Origin of the sequence: Paenibacillus sp. JMULE4, assembly GCF_013337105.1 — a bacterium.
Taxonomy (GTDB): Bacteria; Bacillota; Bacilli; order Paenibacillales; family NBRC-103111; genus Paenibacillus_G; species Paenibacillus_G naphthalenovorans.
Window position 1 is genome coordinate 563,018 of sequence record NZ_SGWF01000010.1, and the last position, 18,037, is coordinate 581,054.

The 18,037-nt window shown below is 50.5% G+C and carries 20 protein-coding genes and 1 pseudogene; 1 reads left to right on the forward strand and 20 read right to left on the reverse strand.

Annotated features, from left to right (window positions below; all coding sequences use genetic code 11):
* The 12 genes and pseudogenes from hflX to EXW96_RS05080 all read right to left on the reverse strand — a co-directional run bounded on the left by hflX (position 1) and on the right by EXW96_RS05080 (position 9,450).
* Complete coding sequence (gene hflX, locus EXW96_RS05025; protein ID WP_074726871.1) at positions 1 to 1,323, reverse strand: GTPase HflX; 1,323 nt, start codon at positions 1,321 to 1,323, stop codon at positions 1 to 3.
* A 185-nt stretch (positions 1,324 to 1,508) separates the two neighbouring features.
* Positions 1,509 to 2,485: pseudogene (locus EXW96_RS05030) on the reverse strand (AAA family ATPase).
* A gap of 489 nt (positions 2,486 to 2,974) precedes the next feature.
* Positions 2,975 to 3,280, reverse strand: coding sequence for a hypothetical protein (locus tag EXW96_RS05035; RefSeq protein WP_174350023.1), 306 nt, complete (start codon positions 3,278 to 3,280; stop codon positions 2,975 to 2,977).
* A complete protein-coding gene (locus EXW96_RS05040) occupies positions 3,255 to 3,992 on the reverse strand; it encodes a DL-endopeptidase inhibitor IseA family protein (RefSeq protein WP_174350024.1) in 738 nt (245 codons plus the stop codon). The genes EXW96_RS05035 and EXW96_RS05040 overlap by 26 nt, the downstream gene beginning before the upstream one ends.
* 106 nt (positions 3,993 to 4,098) lie before the next feature.
* Positions 4,099 to 4,521: a DUF3159 domain-containing protein gene (locus tag EXW96_RS05045; protein WP_174350025.1), complete on the reverse strand. Its 423-nt coding sequence runs from the start codon at positions 4,519 to 4,521 to the stop codon at positions 4,099 to 4,101.
* A 96-nt stretch (positions 4,522 to 4,617) separates the two neighbouring features.
* The gene (locus EXW96_RS28490; RefSeq protein WP_174350026.1) at positions 4,618 to 5,013 is read right to left on the reverse strand and encodes a carotenoid oxygenase family protein; all 396 of its coding nucleotides are present in this window, start codon (positions 5,011 to 5,013) and stop codon (positions 4,618 to 4,620) included.
* Positions 4,949 to 5,254: a carotenoid oxygenase family protein gene (locus EXW96_RS05055; RefSeq protein ID WP_174350027.1), complete on the reverse strand. Its 306-nt coding sequence runs from the start codon at positions 5,252 to 5,254 to the stop codon at positions 4,949 to 4,951. Before EXW96_RS05055 ends, EXW96_RS28490 begins: the two co-directional genes overlap by 65 nt.
* A 24-nt stretch (positions 5,255 to 5,278) precedes the next feature.
* Entirely contained in the window at positions 5,279 to 5,845 is a 567-nt protein-coding gene (locus tag EXW96_RS05060; protein ID WP_174350028.1) for a TetR/AcrR family transcriptional regulator, read from the reverse strand.
* Positions 5,846 to 5,885: 40 nt separating this feature from the next.
* Positions 5,886 to 6,542 (reverse strand): HAD family hydrolase, encoded by a 657-nt coding sequence (locus EXW96_RS05065; RefSeq protein WP_054818257.1) that lies wholly within the window; start codon positions 6,540 to 6,542, stop codon positions 5,886 to 5,888.
* A 121-nt stretch (positions 6,543 to 6,663) separates the two neighbouring features.
* Complete coding sequence (tatC, locus tag EXW96_RS05070; protein WP_054818256.1) at positions 6,664 to 7,392, reverse strand: twin-arginine translocase subunit TatC; 729 nt, start codon at positions 7,390 to 7,392, stop codon at positions 6,664 to 6,666.
* A gap of 91 nt (positions 7,393 to 7,483) precedes the next feature.
* Positions 7,484 to 7,756, reverse strand: coding sequence for a twin-arginine translocase TatA/TatE family subunit (gene tatA, locus EXW96_RS05075; protein WP_062408742.1), 273 nt, complete (start codon positions 7,754 to 7,756; stop codon positions 7,484 to 7,486).
* Positions 7,757 to 7,773: 17 nt separating this feature from the next.
* Positions 7,774 to 9,450 carry a PhoX family protein gene (locus EXW96_RS05080; RefSeq protein ID WP_062408743.1) on the reverse strand — a complete coding sequence of 559 codons (1,677 nt, stop codon included), beginning with the start codon at positions 9,448 to 9,450 and terminating at the stop codon, positions 7,774 to 7,776.
* A 200-nt stretch (positions 9,451 to 9,650) separates the two neighbouring features.
* Between EXW96_RS05080 and EXW96_RS05085 the strand changes: the two genes are divergently transcribed.
* Complete coding sequence (locus EXW96_RS05085; protein ID WP_137669718.1) at positions 9,651 to 10,424, forward strand: GNAT family N-acetyltransferase; 774 nt, start codon at positions 9,651 to 9,653, stop codon at positions 10,422 to 10,424.
* 73 nt (positions 10,425 to 10,497) lie between these two features.
* On the opposite strand, the gene tatA (EXW96_RS05090) is transcribed toward EXW96_RS05085, so the two are convergent.
* The 8 genes from tatA (EXW96_RS05090) to EXW96_RS05125 form a co-directional block, all read right to left on the reverse strand.
* Complete coding sequence (tatA, locus tag EXW96_RS05090; RefSeq protein WP_062408745.1) at positions 10,498 to 10,692, reverse strand: twin-arginine translocase TatA/TatE family subunit; 195 nt, start codon at positions 10,690 to 10,692, stop codon at positions 10,498 to 10,500.
* Positions 10,693 to 10,805: 113 nt separating this feature from the next.
* Positions 10,806 to 11,456, reverse strand: coding sequence for a SanA/YdcF family protein (locus EXW96_RS05095; protein WP_249929481.1), 651 nt, complete (start codon positions 11,454 to 11,456; stop codon positions 10,806 to 10,808).
* Between the two features lie 28 nt (positions 11,457 to 11,484).
* Positions 11,485 to 12,210: an alpha/beta hydrolase gene (locus tag EXW96_RS05100; RefSeq protein ID WP_083351145.1), complete on the reverse strand. Its 726-nt coding sequence runs from the start codon at positions 12,208 to 12,210 to the stop codon at positions 11,485 to 11,487.
* A gap of 142 nt (positions 12,211 to 12,352) precedes the next feature.
* Complete coding sequence (locus tag EXW96_RS05105) at positions 12,353 to 13,051, reverse strand: peptidylprolyl isomerase (protein WP_054818206.1); 699 nt, start codon at positions 13,049 to 13,051, stop codon at positions 12,353 to 12,355.
* A 129-nt stretch (positions 13,052 to 13,180) separates the two neighbouring features.
* Complete coding sequence (locus EXW96_RS05110; protein ID WP_174350029.1) at positions 13,181 to 15,841, reverse strand: PBP1A family penicillin-binding protein; 2,661 nt, start codon at positions 15,839 to 15,841, stop codon at positions 13,181 to 13,183.
* Positions 15,842 to 16,024: 183 nt separating this feature from the next.
* Positions 16,025 to 16,264, reverse strand: coding sequence for an RNA chaperone Hfq (hfq, locus tag EXW96_RS05115; RefSeq protein ID WP_054818203.1), 240 nt, complete (start codon positions 16,262 to 16,264; stop codon positions 16,025 to 16,027).
* A gap of 22 nt (positions 16,265 to 16,286) precedes the next feature.
* Entirely contained in the window at positions 16,287 to 17,252 is a 966-nt protein-coding gene (miaA, locus tag EXW96_RS05120; RefSeq protein ID WP_054818202.1) for a tRNA (adenosine(37)-N6)-dimethylallyltransferase MiaA, read from the reverse strand.
* Positions 17,246 to 18,019, reverse strand: a complete 774-nt coding sequence (locus EXW96_RS05125) for a class I SAM-dependent methyltransferase (RefSeq protein ID WP_174350030.1) — start codon at positions 18,017 to 18,019, stop codon at positions 17,246 to 17,248. The genes miaA and EXW96_RS05125 overlap by 7 nt, the downstream gene beginning before the upstream one ends.
* Positions 18,020 to 18,037: the final 18 nt, after the last annotated feature.

Below are 18,037 nucleotides of genomic sequence, written 5' to 3' on the forward strand. Positions count from 1 at the left end.
CTAGACGTCTCTCCCTTGTTCTCCCTCAGCAGGCCGGACTGCATCGTAGGCAGCCAGCATATAACCGATTTTATCGAATGCCTTGTGATTTACTCTTACCTTAAACAGCATATCGCTGCCGTCAACCTCATTCTCAAGCACCTCGCCAATGCGGTAGACCAGCGAGATCATATCCCCTTTGTCCGCCGGAATCCGGAAGGAACGGCTGCCGCCCGTCATACGGGCTTCAATCCGCTCTTTGAGCCGAAGTAAATCTTCCTCCCGAAAAGCGGATATTTTCAGGAATTCCCCTTCCGTCGTCAGCATATCGGCCTGCTCCGGCGGGCAAAGATCGATTTTGTTGAATACCGTTATCCGATCTTTCCCGTGGGCGCCCAGTTCTTCAAGCACTTGGTCGACCACCTGCATCTGGGCTGCCATCATCTTGGAAGAGCTGTCCACAATATGCAAAATCAAATCGGCTTCGCAGACTTCTTCCAATGTGGCCCGAAAAGCAGCTACCAAATCATGCGGCAGGTTCTGAATGAAGCCTACCGTATCCGTAACCACGATCTCCAATCCGTTTGGCAGCTTCAGCGAACGCGACGTCGGATCAAGCGTGGCAAACAGCTGGTTCTCGACATATACATCCGCATGGGTCAGCTGCCTCAATAATGTCGATTTACCCGCGTTCGTATAGCCTACCAGCGCGGCTTGATACACACCGGACTTCTTGCGTCTTTCCCGGTGCAGACTCCGATGCCGGACAACCTCCTGCAGCTGCCGCTTCAGCTCGCTGATCCGGTTGCGGATATGACGGCGGTCTGTCTCGAGCTTCGTTTCCCCAGGACCGCGCGTTCCGATACCTCCACCGAGCCGGGACAGATTTTTGCCCTGACCGTACAGCCGCGGCAGCAGATAGGTCAGCTGGGCCAGCTCCACCTGAATAATCCCCTCCCGCGTTTTTGCGCGCTGCGCGAAAATATCCAATATGAGTTGTGTCCGGTCGATGATTTTGACATCCAGAAATTGCTCCAGATTCCGCACCTGAGCTCCCGAGAGCTCCTGATCGAAAATGGCGGTATTCGCCCCGGTTTCCTCGATCATGGCTTTGAGCTCCTCGGCCTTGCCCCTGCCGATAAACCATTTGGAATCGGCATATTCCTTATTTTGCGTAAGCGAGCCGAGCACTTGTACCTTTGCCGTCTCCGCCAGACTGGCGAGCTCGGAAAGCGAAAATTCCGGATCATAGGCTTCCCGCATTTTTTGCTCAGCGGTAACGAGACTGACCAGGATGGCCTTTTCCTGTGCGTTCGGCATCACTTCGTAAGATGTTTTTTTCATATATGTTTATATTTCTCCTTTTTATAATCTCCACTGCTTCGCACTGAAGCAAGAAACAGGAATAAGGAACGTTCACGTTCATTGTAAACGTCCCTTCGCCGAATTACAATTCAATGATGAATTTATAATGATTCTTTCCGGACTGAAAACGTTACAAACCCTCTTGATGACTCCTAACCGTATTTTTATAAGCCAATTTGTTTTTTTCTAAACGGATTCGTCAGCTGATCTTCATAGAGATTAAAATCCTGCGGGAGCAAATTCATTAAATCCTGTTTGTTCGGCTTCTGGGCTTTGCTTAACAACCGGACCGCCTGATACCGTATGGCTTTCTCAATCAGATTTCTGACATATCTCGCGTTGCTGAAATGCAGCTCTGTCAGCTTTTGAATATAAAGATGCTCTTTTATTTTTTTATCGTCTCGGGCATTAGCACATATTCGCGTTCGGAAGCCATTTTCTCCGATATCTTGATCAGCTGATCCACTTGATAATCAGGAAAATCAACTTGAATGGGAAATCGTGACGGCAGCCCGGGGTTCGTTTGCAGGAAATGATCGATCTCATCAGGGTACCCGGCCAGGATCAGGATAAAGTCGTTCTTGTGATCCTCCATGGCCTTGACGAGGCAGTCAATGCTTTCCTTGCCAAAATCCTTCTCTCCGCCCCGCGCCAGGCTGTAGGCCTCATCAATAAACAGAATCCCGCCCAGCGCCTTTTTGACCATTTCACGGGTTTTTAGCGCCGTATGGCCTATGTACTCTCCAACAAGGTCTGCACGCTCCACCTCGATCAGATGCCCTTTGGACAAGACGCCCATCGATTTAAACAGCTTGGCAACGATTCGGGCCACTGTCGTTTTGCCTGTCCCCGGGTTTCCTTTGAAAATCATGTGGTACACATGAGACCCCGCATGCAGGCCGGCTTCCGTTCGAAATTGCTTGATTTGAAGCACCGCATATATTTGGAAAATCAGTTCCTTAACATCTTCAAGACCAATCATGCCGTCAAGCTCTTTAAAAATGTCCGAAAATGTTTCGAGATGCGCAGGTATGGTTTTCCCGTTAATTTCGATCATCTGCGCTGCAGGCGGTTCCTGGTTGTTGAAGACAACATTAATTTGACGGTCCCTTTTGGTTATTTTACGCGTGTCCTCCTCCATCGCTCTCACCTCTTCACTCATTTTATGCATCAAGCCGCTGTGATCATGTTTTAAACTTTTGGCGCTTGTACTAAGGCTTCCTATTTTTGAATAGGGGATGAGACAATAATCGACACATCCTTCTGTTTACTCACGTGACTTTTGTATAATAAAATTGAACTGACGAACTTATGGGCGGGGACGATCACGATGGACCGAAAAGAGCTGGAGATTGAAGACATTGTTGAACAGCGGGGTATCAGTTTGGGAATGTTCAAGGAATGGAATAAGGAAAGCATCAATAACGAACCAGAAAGCTTATTTATAAACGCGAGCTGATAATCAATGAGGCGGCCCCTAGGGACCGCCCTTTTTTTCGTAAGGCATCAACCTCACTTTGAGATGATGGAGAACAGTTTATAATATACCAAGTTTGGCTGCAGCCTTTTGTCATATTCGGATCTGATTCAGTTTACGGTCCAGCACATAAATGTTTCCGTTCAGGTCGCTCTATTTCTCGACTTTGCCGTCCGTTTCAATGCGGTATATACCGTGAGCCCCATTTTCTTGATCCCGAGAAAACCGGTTATACGTTCCGATCACCAAACTCCCATCCTTTTCAGCACTGACCACCTGAATATCGTGAGTATTCAATTGATCATTGATGACGTGACAGTACCCTTGGCTTTGGTCAAAGTCAATTCGCCCGCAAGATCCGCGTTTCTTACAGTGACCTCTTCCGGTGCGGTACGGATCACCCAAGAGGACCCATCCTGATTTTTTTAGCGCTTCACCGGATCGTATCCACCGGCTCATCGATACGCCATCCTTTGCCTTCGACATAGCGCAATTTAATTGTTTTTTCTTCAAATTCATCAAAGAGCGGTACTTGGAAACGGAAGGATCTCGTTCCTTTGCCGTCTTGGATTAATGTCGCCTTGGCATCTGCCCAGCCCGTCATACTTCCGCCGTCAGCCTCAGGTTGGGCCAATTTCCCTTCAATTTCCACAATAGAGCCGTTCTCCGTCTGCTTTTTCCAATAAGCCTCCGCCTGTTCAGGCGTATAGATCTCTTCGATATAGGAGATGAATTTGTCCTTCGTATCTAAATCGCTGCCCATCCAACGGTAAGGATGTTCTTTCCCCGGAACGGAAAAGGACTCGCTGATGTGTTGTCCGTCGCCGCCCCTGGAGATGACCCAGAAATGATTTTGGGCGTCTGCCGCAAGTCCAACCGCATCCCGCTCAGTGATGTCCTCGTTCTTTCGCTGAAGTTTACGATAGGCTTCATTCTCAACGATGACGGTTTGGTTGGCTTCATCCCAGATGACTCTGGCACCTAAAGCTTCCGATAATGCCCTTGCCGGAACTAAAGTGCTCCCATCGATAATTTGAGCGGGGACTTCGGAATGAATCTCATTGCCGTTAACCATCAACTTCACAACTTTAGGTGCGGCAAACGATATTCCCGAAAAAAGTACCGAACCCAAGACGACCCCGCTAACAAAAGATTTCCCGTGTATTTTCACCTGCACAGCTCTCCTTCCATGGATGAAATCATAGATCTGCTCATTTGACGTTTAAGACAGCCCTTTTGTTACGGATTTTGGAAGACATATTCCTTTTTTTAATAAATTACCGGGGCTGCAGTTCTGGGTTGAATGAATTTTTGATTTCCTGAAGACGTTTGCGCGATGCCTTCCTGTATAAATAAGTCCACGAAATAGCAAGACCTATGATTCCATACATCACAATATGAGAAGTCGCTAAATAAACAGTAATCGAAAGGGTGTAAACCATGATGATTTTTATTACGGCTTCGCCAAGCAGTGTGATTCCCCATCCTGCCGTCATGACACGCATCACCTTGCGTACATAAGGCAAATTCCAATTCTCTGCAAAATCAGCCTGCTCAGCCTCACAGCTGCAATACTTTAGAATAAACCCGGTGGCCATAAAAGCAGCGAAGACATCCAGCTTCTTGTGTTTAAGCAGATGAACCAGGGTGTCGATCAGTGGAATTAATGTAGCGATGGACAGAGCCGCTACTTCCGACATATGATTCTCCAGGACTTTGAAGACCAATACCGGCAACCCGCCATTGATGAATAAAGAAATGAATATCCCTCGTATCACCTTTTTCCGATCTATCTATTACACCCCTCTCTCATTCGTATACAAGCCGTGAAAACCAAAAGGAATGTGATGAGGAACCTCAGCCCGTCCTACCTCCTCCAAGCTGCGGGCATTACATACTAACAAATAGGACCTTCCTTTCAAGCCATCCAAAACTACGGAAAGCAAGAGGCCGTCATCCTCCGCTGTTGCTCCGGGAGAAGGAACAAATACCGGTTCACCCGGATAACTGCCTTCTTTATGCCAAATCCAGGATTCACCTGTATGCGTATCGATTTTGATCAATTGGTTGCTTACGTTTTCCGGACGAAGCTGATAAAGCTGTGCATATAGGCAGGCTCTTCCGTTTCTATGGTTCCGATGATACGCCGCCTGGTTGTTTTGGGATCCATCGAATACACATGTGACTTCCATTCATTACACGCTGATAAGCTTCTGTACGAAGAAAACGGTTGGCATAAGCTACGGCTCCCTGTTGAAAAGAAAATTTGTGAATCATGGCCAAGCCGTCGAACCAATGCCCTCCCTGGAAATAAGCCGGCCCATTGCGATACAGTGCTCCGGAAAGCCACGCCGGAATCTCTCCCCTGATCGGAAGCGAACTAAGATTTACTTCTTGCTCCAATGTTGTTAAGCCCATGTGAAATGTTTGCATAACTTCCTCCTATTGCTCGCTTTTTTAAAGCGCACCAACCATGAGAAGGAACATATCCTGCAGCTTCGCAGCCTGACGATCCGGATTTTTGTCCAGCAGCTGGTTTATGCGTAATCCATAGGACAAGGTGACAAACATGGAAGCAAAGGATTTGGCATCTACATCAGCCGGTATGGCGCCGTGCTCTTGCCCAACCTTGATCCATGTCTCAGACAATAACAAAGAGTTTTGATGTACTTCTTCCAAAATAGCTACCGTTTTCATATTATGTCTTTGGCTTAATAAATAAATAAAAATGAGATTACTTACTTCTCTCTCAGCAAACGAGGATACAAGAGCTTGAACAGGCTTCCGGACATCCTTGTCCTTTGATTGATTAACCGCTTCATGGAAGCTATGATTTAATTCCTCCATATAACCTAATAGAATTTTCCCGAACAGCTCATTCTTGCTTTTCACATAATGGTATATCGCTCCTTTAGACAAGCCGGTTCTTTCCATAATGTCCTGCAGAGTCGTTTGTTGACATCCCTTTTCTTTAATCAGCTGCTCGGTCGTCGATAAAATAAATTGAAATGTATTTTGATCCATTTTTTCACTTTTTTGAAGAGCCCTCTTCATCGGATTTGCATTACGCCAGGCTAACGATTAGTTCACGCAGGGGAAGTTCTTCCATGGAACTCAAACGCTGATCATACTCCCCGAACTGAAGTTTGGCGGTAACGCTGTTCGGTACAATCACGCACCACATGCCAGCACGCTTGGCCGCAAGCGCTCCGTTAGGCGAATCCTCGAACGCTACGGCCGCCTCAGGACGTACGCCAAGCCCCTCCAACGTCTTCCTGTACAGCTCAGGGTCCGGTTTGACCTTGGTCACATCATCGGACGTACGAATGCAATCAAACCACGGAAGGAGACCGAAACGCTCCAAATAACCGGTAACCCATGCTCGCGATGAGCTTGAGGCCAGGCCGACGCGCAGACCCAGTTCTTTCGCTTCCTGCAAATAGGCGCGAACGCCCGGACGTACGTCCGCATGCCGCATTTTCTCCTCATAGGTCATCTTGTGCCTTTGACGTGCTGCCTCCCTATCCCATGCCCGGCCTATTCGCGCTTCTAAATCATCATAAGGATTAAAGGCTTCCGGTCCGGTTCCGATGCATTGCCCCCAAATGTCCAGAGTCAGCTCACAGCCGTGCTGCCGGTACATCTCTTGAAACGATTCAAACTCCGGCGTCTCCGTATCCACAATCAGCCCGTCGAAATCAAACACCACCGCTTGGATCACGTTCGTCATCTCCCTTCATTCCTTGTAAACTATCGTACTATGTCCGGAGTTCCTTGGATAGCATATTTTTTCTTCTAACAAAAAAGCGCCTGCCTTCCGGGGCAAGCGCAGCACGCAGCCATCAGGACTCCGCCGCCAGCGTCAGCTTCTTCTTATACACCCATTTGGATAACGAAATGCTGAATTCATAAAGCAGCAGCAGCGGGATAATTACCAGAATATCGGATATGAAATCCGGCGGCGTGACCGTAATGGAAACGACAACCAAAACAAAATAGGCAACTTTTCTCGCTTTCGCCAGCTTAACAGGATTAATCAGCCCGATTTTCGTCAAAAACATCACAATCGCCGGCATTTCAAACAGCAGCCCAAACGGTAAAGTAAGGTTCAGCATAAAACGGAAATATTTGTCCGCCGTATACATCATCAGTACTTGATCCTGGGCCATTTCCTTCATAAAGGAGAGCACCATCGGAAATAAAACAAAATAACCGAAAGAGATCCCTGCAGCAAACAGAACGGCAAGAGCGGGAATGAAAGCGAGCGCCGCCCTTCTCTCATCGGGCTTTAATGCCGGTTTGACAAAGCCCCATGTCTGGATGCCTGCAACAGGTATGGTCACCGCAATCGCAAACACGCCGGAGATCATCAGATACACCCACAGCAAATCGGTCGGACCCAGTACGGTAAGCCTGCCTTCCATGTCGCGAACCAGCCAGGCATATATCGGTTTGGCATATAAAAAGGCGGCGGCAAGCGCAACCAGGAAGGAGCACAAAGTCACGATCAAACGCCTTCTCATTTCTTCCAAATGAGTGATTACTTGCAATTCCTGATCTTGTTGTGCCATGAGATTTCCTCCGTAATCAAAAGATCGCTTCCGGTATGAAACAAGCGGAGGGGGTTCGCTTGTCCACCGGAAGCGCGCATATTGGCTTGCATTAAGACTGTGTTTTCTCGACAGCAATCAAGTGAGGCTTGGTTTCAGCCGGCGAAGCGTTGGCAACGGCAGCGGAGGCGGGTTTCTCCTGTGTCTTGTCGTTATCGGTCTTCTCTTCGTCTCCACCGATCAATCCCTTCGTGGCGCTTTTAAATTCACTCAAGGTACGGCCAAAAGCTCTTCCGAGCTCGGGAAGCTTGGACGGTCCGAAAATGATTAAGGCAATGATTAAGATTAAGATCAATCCGGGAATCCCGATATTACCAAACGGCATGTAAAGTCAGCTCCTTATTAAAATTGAAAACCGGTAATCGCGATCACGGCCGGACGAGGCATCGTATCTCCCGGACGGCGCGGCCAAGTGCTGGTCGGTTTGCTTGGATCTGTCGTGTTTTCACCCGGATGCTGCACGGCGAGGAACAAAGTGCTTTCATCGGGTGTAAACCAGGGGCCTGTCATCTCGGCTTCGACCGGAGCGGAAGCAAACTGCATCGCAACTCCCATATTCGGACCCGTTGTCGGGATCACAAACATGCCGTTGTTGGCAAACGAAGTGAATACTCCCTTGTTCAAGCTGCCTGAAGATATATCGGTTACTGTCCACAGATTGCCGTTGCTGTCGAAGGTAAGGTTGTCCGGCGCGCTGAAGCCGCTTTGGCGTCCGCCTGCGGCAAAAATCTCAAAGTCAAATTCCATCGCGCCAAGGTCACTGTCTTTCTCAAAGAAGCGGGTGATGTGCCCGTGAATGTTCCCGTGATTGTCATTGTTGGTGTGAGCTACGAAGAAGGTATTGTCAAAAGGACAAATTTCGATGTCCTCAGGACGATCCGTCGGCGTTGCGCCAAGAATCAAGGCCGCTTCGTGCGTATTCACACAAACATCCGCCTGCGTCTGGAATTTGGCCGCGAGCTCTTCTTTTGTCGCTTTAATCAGGCTAGGCACCTTGAATTTTTCATCCTTCAATGCTTTCTGGACGGCTTCGATAGTAAGAGCAATCCACTTGCCTTTCTTCAAATCCGCAGCGTAGAGCGTTCCTTCCGTCAGCAGAGCCGTATTGGCGCGACCCATTTCGGGTACATAATTGTTCTTGGAAACGAATTTGTACACACAGGCATCCTTCTTGTCGTCTCCCATGTATACAACGACACGGCCGTCTTTGCTAAGGCCCATCGCCGTATTCTCATGGTTAAAGCGGCCGAGCGCGGTGTGCTTGCGGATTTCAAATGTCGGATCAAACGGATCGACTTCCACAACCCACCCGTAGTGCGTAGCATCCAGCCCCGCTTGTCCGGACGTCTCTTCAAAGTTTTCCTCACAGGTCAGCAGCGTGTTCCACAGCGTCATGCCGCCGGAACAGTTCGCGAATGTTCCCTGAACATTCACCGCCCCATTCACCGCCTTCGTTCCTGCAGCAGGACCCACTAATTTCGTTGGCGTCAAACCGGTCACGCGGCGTGCGTATTTCGATTGGGTGTCGAGCTTCCAGACCCCTTTTTCGTCGCGGCGCACTTCGATGACCGACCCGCCCTGAACATACAGCATTTTCTTGATCTGCTCCGCCGTATAATTCCCGTCGGCGCCCGGCTGGCCATGGACGAACACATCGCTGGAGTATTCATGGTTTACCCACAGCAAGCCGTGCGTATTGGAGCCGTCGATTGGAAAATAGACGGTAAAATCATTGTTAAAACCAAACGTATCTCCTGCTTCGTTAATGACGTCTCCGTACGCAGCCACCACATCGTATTTAAATCCTTTTGGAAGAATCACATCGTCTACCTTACTGTGCGCAATCGGCTCAAAAAAACCGGACACTTTGTTGCTTTTGTAACCAAACAAGTGGTCAGCCGTCCTGGCGGCATAGGCTTTATCGCCGCCGGTCAGGGACCCTAGTCCGGCAGATGCGGCGGCCAGCGCAGCCGTACCTGTACCCAAATAAGCAAGAAACTTTCTTCTGTTCATCTCCATACCATTACACCGTCCGTTTCTCCGTATTGGTAATGATTGTTTTCAAAGCTATCATACGGGACAAACGTAAAAGGAAGATTAAGGCGGTATGGATTTTTTGTAAATGAGCGTAAGAAAATGCATTGTATATTCATCTATTTTATCGTATATTTATTCATGAATTGCGGATATAAGCTATAAACGAGGAGTCGAACGAGACATTGAGCACGGCCTTTTTTTCATATATCGAGTCATTGGCCCTGAGGACATGGCCCGCGGAGACGGAAGAATACCACAACGGTTGGGTTTTTCGGGCCTCCGGCGGGATCACCAGACGGGCGAACAGCATCTGGACATCCGACGGCACAGGGCCTTGGCAGCTGGATGACGCCAGGCCCAAGATGGCCGAGGCATTCTACCGGAAGCACCTTCTTCCCTTGCGATATCATATCAGCGACGCATCGCCCGCGGGCTTGGATGCTTGGCTGGAGCGGCAAGGATATGCAAAGGAAACCCCATGCTCCGTAATGATCGCCGATACGGACGAGGTTTGCGAAAGGACCGAAGCATCCCGTAACACCAAAATCAAAACGGTCGTCCAGCATCGGCATGACCCGGCGTGGGTGGAGCATTTTATACATATGGAAGGGTTTAAATCCGAGGCTGCCGGTTTTTATGACGGCTTATTCCATCGGGTGAAGCCCGACAAAGGGTTTGTGAGCCTGATTGACGGAGAGCGGTGCGTTGGGGCAGGTATGGCCGTTGCCGAGGATGGTTGGGCAGGTTTCGTCAATGTTGTGATTCATCCTCAGGAACGCGGCCGCGGACTGGGAAAGCTGCTTCTGCACGAATTGGCCCAGTGGAGCCGCGACCATGGAGCCTCCCGATTGTACTTGCAGGTCATGAACGACAATGCCCCCGCGATTCGGCTGTATAGCAGTACAGGCTACAAAAGACTCTACGGGTTTCATTATCGTACACAGACTTCATCATAACTTTATGCATAAAAAACTCCCTGTTCCGTAAGCTTTCAGCAGCATACGCAGCAGGGAGTTTCAGTAAATATACTTATGATTTTTTCTCATCCTGGGGCTTGCTGTTATCTTCTTTATCCCCGGATACGAGGCCGCGAGTGGATTCCTTAAATTCGCTCAGCGTTCTGCCGAAGGCTCTCCCCAGCTCGGGAAGCTTGGACGGTCCGAACAGCAGCAATACTACGATCACGATCAATACGAGACCGCCGATACCGATATTACCAGGCAAGTCATTCCTCTCCTTTACGTTCAAACAGGTGTAGCTTTATTATATCAGCTTGTTTATGGAAAAGAAACCGTTCCCGCATTGTGCCTCGCCAACCTGCCATTCTATTCCGCTATTCAGATTTCCGTCTGCTGTCCGAATACCATCCTGACCTTGTCCCACTGCCATTTGGTTAAGGCTAATGTCTCCCTGCCTTTATGCCAGGCCATCATGAGCACCCTGGAATCCATTGGCGAGACCGCGGGGTCTTCATATCCCAGAAACCGGGCGATATCGAGCGCCCTTACGGCGTGATAACGGTGAGTTATAATGACGGACGAGGTCCAGCCGTTACTGCGCATGATTTTTTGGCTGAACAGCATATTTTCGTAAGTGTTCGTTGCTTCATTTTCCAGGTAGATGTCGCTCTGGCGGACCCCCTTATCCACCAGATAATTGCGCATGCCTTCCGCTTCCGTAAGCTCGGCGTTCGCATGATCGTATCCGCCGGATACAATAATATGTTTAATGGTACCCGATTCATACAATTGAACCGCACGGTTCAAGCGCTCCTGTAATGCCGGACTCGGTTCCGTTTGCCACAGTGCGGCGCCTAGCACGATCCCTACCTCTTTGGGCGGGAGCTTGCCATCCGGCAAGCTGGCCATCTTCCATTGAATGAATAGCACCCACAGGAGAGCGATGGCCGTAACCATCAGCATCACTTTGACCGGAAACCTTAAAGCTTTCGCCAACCGGGGCGCAGAATTTCCTCTTCTTACCTTCACCTTCAAACCGAACACTCCCATACCCCAATCATTTCAAAAAACGCTCCACCGCTGCAAATAATTGCGGCGCTTCCGGCTCCATGCAAATCAGATGACGGGAATGCGGAAAGTAAATCAATTCCCTTTCCCCCTTCAGCTTGCGGTAAATATACTCTGCGCTTCGGGGGTGTACAATTGGATCCCGTTTTCCTTGAGCAATCAGCGTCGGTACCGTAATCCGCGGCAGCTCACGCAGCTTCGTATAACGAGCCAGCTTCGTAAATTGAAGGGCTGCAGGAAGAGGCGTATGTTTAATACGGTACAATGGCTCCAAGTCCCTGCAGCGGAGGCGGCCGGCCAAATCGCGAATAAACAAGTACGGGCTGAAGTAAATCGCCGCGGCATTAAGCAGCACCAGCCTGCGTACTGGGAAGCGGTTGGCCAAATAAGCGGAGAGGAGTCCGCCCATGGAAAAGCCTACTACCTCAATCTCCCCAAACTGCCGCGCAAGCCGATCGGCCTCCCGCGCGGCCGCTCTCAGCCAATCCCGCCATGTGACGTCACCGAGTCCCTTCAAGCCTTGATCATGACCAGGCAGCGTAGGCACATGACAATGAAAGCCTTGCTCGCGCAAATGCTCGGCCAGCGGCATGACCTCGTAAGGTCCGCCGGTAAATCCGTGCAGCAGCAAACAGCAGCGGCCATCTAATGACGGCGTGCCGGGAGCGGATGCCGAAGCATCCGGTTCAGGGCAGCCGCTGATATGAAGCGTCATAAGTACTTCTCCCCTTTAATGACGATGGAAGTTGTCGTTTCGTTCCGTTCTCCATAAAAATATTTAACCACAGCCGGATATATACGAATCTTTCTCCCCGGGTTTGATGTCAAAAAAGCAGCGTGGCGGACCACGCTGCTTTCTATTTTTCAGTTATCTCTATCGATTGGATCGTGACTTTCTCCGTCGGTACGCTCGGCGTCGGCTCATTCCCTTGCTTCACCGGTGTAGCGGCGATGTTCAGCACAACATCCATGCCCTCCACGACTTTGCCGAAAATGGTATATTTCTTGGGCAGGCCTTTGCTGTCCTCGCCCGTACAAATGAAAAACTGGCTGCCGTTCGTGTTTTTGCCCGAGTTCGCCATAGCGACAATGCCCGGCTCATATTGATGAGGCGAATTCAGTTCATCCTCGAACTTATAGCCGGGACCTCCCGTTCCATTGCCGAGCGGGTCGCCGGTTTGGATCATAAACGACTGGATGATCCGGTGGAACGTGATGTCGTTATAGAAGCCTTCTCTCGATAGGAAGACAAAATTGTTAACCGTCTTCGGAGCGTCTTTGGCGAACAGCTCGATCGTGAATGTGCCTTTGGAAGTCGTCACCTTCGCATGATACGTTTTGTTCGGATCAATCTTCATCTCTGGAGGAGATGACCAGGATTTCTTCCCGGCCGGCTCTTGGGACGATGCATTTTGCCCGGCAGGCTGGCCGCCGCTTTGAGGAGCGTTCCCCGTATTCGAAGGCGCAGTTTTCGTGCCGCAGCCCGTCATCATCAGGGCCAGGAGCGCCGCAGTGCAGAACCAAATGGCTATTTTTCGTAATCGCAAAGCTTTCATCCTTAGCAATTCACTCCAATGCTGTTATGTCGAAATGCGGTTAGTATCCGGTGTTCATTATACTACGGATGTACGCCAAATTAAAAAACCAAACGAAGTGCCTCATTACTGCCTTTGAGCGTTCGAAGCTCAGCGTATCCATCCTGGTATCGGCTCCTGAGGTATGACGGCCCCAGGCTCGGAGGCCGGCGGGAACTGGATACCGGGTCCGCCGGGGCCGTCTGCCGGAGGAGCCGGCCCTGTGCCGCCGGTACCATTATCGGAGTCTGTGCGGGGTTCATCGGTGCCGGTGCCGCTACCGTTTTGGCCGCTGTCCGGTGTACGTTTGCCGCCATTCTGACGGCCTGGCCCCGTCTGCCCTCCCGGACCATACCCGTTCCCCGGTCGATCGGTTCCCGGCAGGCCTGTTCCCGGTCTCTCTCCCGGCCTTGTTCCAGACTCTCCAGTGTCTGGGTATTCCATTCCAGGATCATTCGGATCCGCTTGCTCTTCATTCGGATCCGTACCCGGCTGCTCCGGATGCAAAGGATTCGAATCGTCGCCTTGCTCCGGAACCGTGACGGATACTACGTTGGAACGCGGGCCTGCCGTATTGTTTTCCCCATTCAGCGGCACAACAACATATTGATAAGTATCCGGCTGTATGGCGGAAATATCGTTTACTTCCGTTGCCGTGGTGGTGATGAGAGGTTCTGCCGGGAAATCCTGCATTTTGCTGTCCTTGCGGAATAATTGATACGATACCCCGGAGCCCACGCCGCTCCAACGGAGATGGACCGATCGTTTATCCTGTTGATATTCCGCCGTCAAGTCACCGATTGCTTTTGGAGGCGCAGCAGGCTCCTCCACGCCGGCCGGCCTCTTAAATGACCTGACCGGACGATTCGTCAGCGATTTCTGCATCACTTCTTTGAAGATCGCCGCGGCGCTGCCGCTGCTCATCGATACATAATGCTTCGAATCGGTCTTGTCGAATCCCATCCAGACGGCAGCTGTCCATTCCGGGGTATAGCCGACGAACCACAAGTCCCGCATGTATCGTTCCAACCCTTTGATATCCAGCTGCGTCGAGCCGGTTTTACCTGCAACCGGACGTTCGAATTTCGCCGCCGTACCGGTTCCCCCGGGTTCAACCACCGTTCGCAGCATCTGGGTCATATACCAAGCCGTTTTGGCGCTCATCACAGGCGACTTCCGCTCTTCTTTAAACGAAGCCACCTCACCCTTGTCATTCGTAATTTTGATAATCGCATGAGGTTTGTTCATATACCCATTGTTGGCAAATGCGCTGTAAGCTCCGGCCATCTGAAGCGTGGTTACACCTTTGTGCAATCCCCCCAGCGCAATGGCCAGGTTGTTATCCTCGGGCGTCAGCTCGATTCCCAATTTGCGGACGAAATCCCTGCCGGTCCTGACCCCGATCTCATTCAACAGATCGACGGCAGGCATGTTGATCGATCTTCTGATCGCTTCCTGCATGGTGACCTCGCCGCGATAAACGCCATCGTAGTTTCTGGGCGAATACCCGTTGTACGATCTCTGTTCGTCTCTAAGCCGCGAGTATGGCGTATACCCTTTTTCTTCAATTGCAGGCGCGAAGACCACAAGCGGTTTAAACGCCGAACCCGGCTGTCTAGGTTGAGACACGGCACGGTTCAACCCGCGAGTCACATAGTCCCTTCCTCCGATCATGGCGACGATGCCGCCATCCTCATTATTCAGAATGACCATGCTGCTTTGCATTTTTTGCTGCGGACCGTCTTTTTGGAAAAATTTATTATTCGCATACGTTTGTTCCATGATTCTCTGAGCTACAGGGTCTAAGGTCGTGTAAATCTTATACCCTCCCCGCAGCAAATCATCTTCCTCAAAGCCGTACATATCCTGCGCTTCCTTGAGCACATAGTCGATATACGTTTGGTAATTGCTTTCCGCCACACCCTTCGGAGGCGTATACTCCACGGCGGCCGCTTCCGCCCGCTGCGCTTCGGTAATATAGCCTTGCTCCTGCATCAGTTTAAGCACAACCGCCCGGCGCTCCATAGATTTTTCAGGATCGTTCAACGGATTATATGCATTCGGCGCCTTGGGCATAGCGGCGAGCGTAGCCATTTGCCATAATTTCAGTTGATTTAAATCCGACACGCCGAAGTATACTTTGGACGCCGCTTTCACACCGTAAGCTCGCTTGCCAAAATAAATACGATTTAAATAATAGCTTAAAATTTCATCTTTCGTATATCTTTGCTCGAGCGCTACCGCAATGGACATCTCCGTCGCTTTGCGGAAAAACGTTTTGTCCGAGCTCAAGAACACGTTTTTGGCCAACTGCTGCGTGATCGTACTGCCGCCCTCCACCATGCTGCGGGCGACGATATCCTTGACCAAAGCGCGGCCGATGCCCAAAAAGTCAACGCCTGCGTGTTCCTCGAACCGTTTGTCCTCCGTGGCAACAAAAGCTTTTTTCAGCAGGTCCGGAATTTCGGACGAATCTACATTCTCCCGGTTTTCCACTTTCAACGAACCCGCTTCCTGCCCATGCACATCATAAATGTGGGACGCTTCGCTAAACTCTAATTTATCCAAATTTTCGGTCAAGATCCGGTTGCCGTTGACGATAATAAAGATATACACTCCCATGGCACAGATCGCCGCCACTGCTCCTGCAACGAAGGTCCACCAAAACACTTTTCCTATCGAAACTTTCTTTGCCTTCTTTTTGACCTTGCCCGACGCCGGTTTTTTCTCCATGGATGCTTTTCTCGGTGTCTTGCTGTTTCTTTCCGTCATGCCCCGACTCCCTTTCTTTATCTGTCTCTTGCGTTTTACAGGATCTGAACCTGCAGCACTGCCTCTTAAAGAAAGAACAACCCAAGGAATCAGGGTTGCTCAGGGAACTGTATTCTAATAGACGTACCGGATGACCAAAATGTTGCTTCCAAAAATTTGTGCTCTTGGCGCAGTCAAACGTGATTACTCGCCGCTTTCCGGCTGCTGCATCAAAGAAACCGCACGCTGCGGGGTAAAGGTCGAGATGGCATGTTTGTATACCATTTGCTGACGGCCTTCACTATCAATGATAATGGTAAAATTATCGAATGCGCGAATCACGCCGCGAATTTGAAACCCATTGGTCAGATAGACGGTGACTGGAATGTTCTCCTTGCGTAGTTGGTTTAAAAACGTGTCTTGAATGTTGATCGTCTTATTCATCCATGGGCCCCCTCCAAAATAATTAACGGTCAAGCTTAAGCTTTTGTGCTATTATAGCATGAATCTGTTCCAGGTGTGTAGGAAATTCTGCCAATTCACTCACATCAACCCATTCGATATCCTTCATGCGGCGAAACCATGACAACTGCCGCTTGGCAAAATGACGGGTGTCCCGCTTAAGCAGCACAACCGCTTCCTCAAGCGAATAATGGCCCAAGAGATAACCTGCAATCTGTTTGTAGCCAAGCCCCTGCATCGCAACCGACGACGGACTGCAGCCTTGTGCCAGCAAGCCTCTTACCTCCTCCACCAAGCCTTGCTGCATCATGGAATCGATTCGCTCTTCAATACGTTTATATAGTAAAGCTCTATCCATTGTCAACCCGACGATACACAATTCGTACGGCGACTGTTTTTTTTGACGTTTCAACTGATCCGACAACCGCTCTCCGGAGACATGAAAAATTTCGAGCGCCCGGATAATCCGCCGCTGATCGTTGGGATGCAAACGCTCCGCGCTTTCCGGGTCTACCTGCTTAAGCCGTTCATGAAGAGCTTCCGCGCCTTGCGCTTGGGCAAAAGCCTTCTGTTCTTCGCGGAAAGCGTCGTCCGAGCCGGCATCGCTGAATTGAAAGTTATAGCACACCGACTCGATATACAATCCAGTGCCACCGACGATAAAAGGCAGCTTGCCGCGTCCATGGATCTCCCGGATCAGTTCTGTGCATCTTTCTTGAAATTCCGCTACGGAAAACGGCTCATCCGGATCACGGATATCGATCATATGGTGCCTGATTCTGGCCCGTTCTTCGGGAGTAGCTTTGGCTGTGCCGATGTCCATCCCGCGATATACCTGCATCGAGTCTCCAGAAATGATTTCCGCGTTGTATTGTTCAGCCAGCGTAAGGCTCAGCTTCGTCTTGCCGACGGCAGTAGGGCCGACCAGCACAAGGAGCCTTGGCCGCTGCCGGTCCGTTTCTGTCAGCATCTGATCACTCCATAAGCAATTTTGTTCCCGGAGAGGTGCACTTCGGCAAAACCGAGGCGGGCGAATTGATCGCTGTCGCGGTGCTCCTTCATGACGACGGCCCTGCGGGAAGCCCGTATCGCTTCCTGCACGCTCTCTTCCGACAGCGCCCGGTCGTCGGCTAATCCGCGAATCGCCCCTATGGAAGCCGACTCTGTGATCGGCTTGCGGAACATCGGATCGAAATAAACGACATCGACGCTGCTGTCCGGCAGGTCGCGCAAGTAGTCCAAATGGTCCATTTGGATCACCTCAATACGGCGCATGGCGTCATTCAAACCGGCCACATCGGAATGATAGGTCTTCAGACCTTGCTGCAGTAAAAAACAAGGAATGCCCGCATTCTCAATCGCCGTCACCTTGCCGTCCGCCCCTACAGCAAAGGAGAAAACGAGCGCATCGGAGCCGAGTCCGGCCGTACAATCGACAATCCGGTCACCGGCTCTGACGCCTGCGATCTCCAGGAGGGGATCGCTTTCGCCTTTGAGCAGCCGCTTGATGCGAATAACCGCCGTACTGGGATGAAAAAACAAGGGTGCCCGCCGGGCATGATGATACTCGAGCCTTTCCTTGGACACCAGAAGGATCTCCTCGTCCCCGTATCGCCGCCTCAACTGCGACAAAGACATCTGCCGGCGTTCAATATAGCGGCCGTTCAGCAGATGCGCGAGCCGCCGGGCTTCTTCCAGCTGCGCGGGACAGGGATCATAGGAGGTAGTAACGAACAACGATGATCACCCTTTACG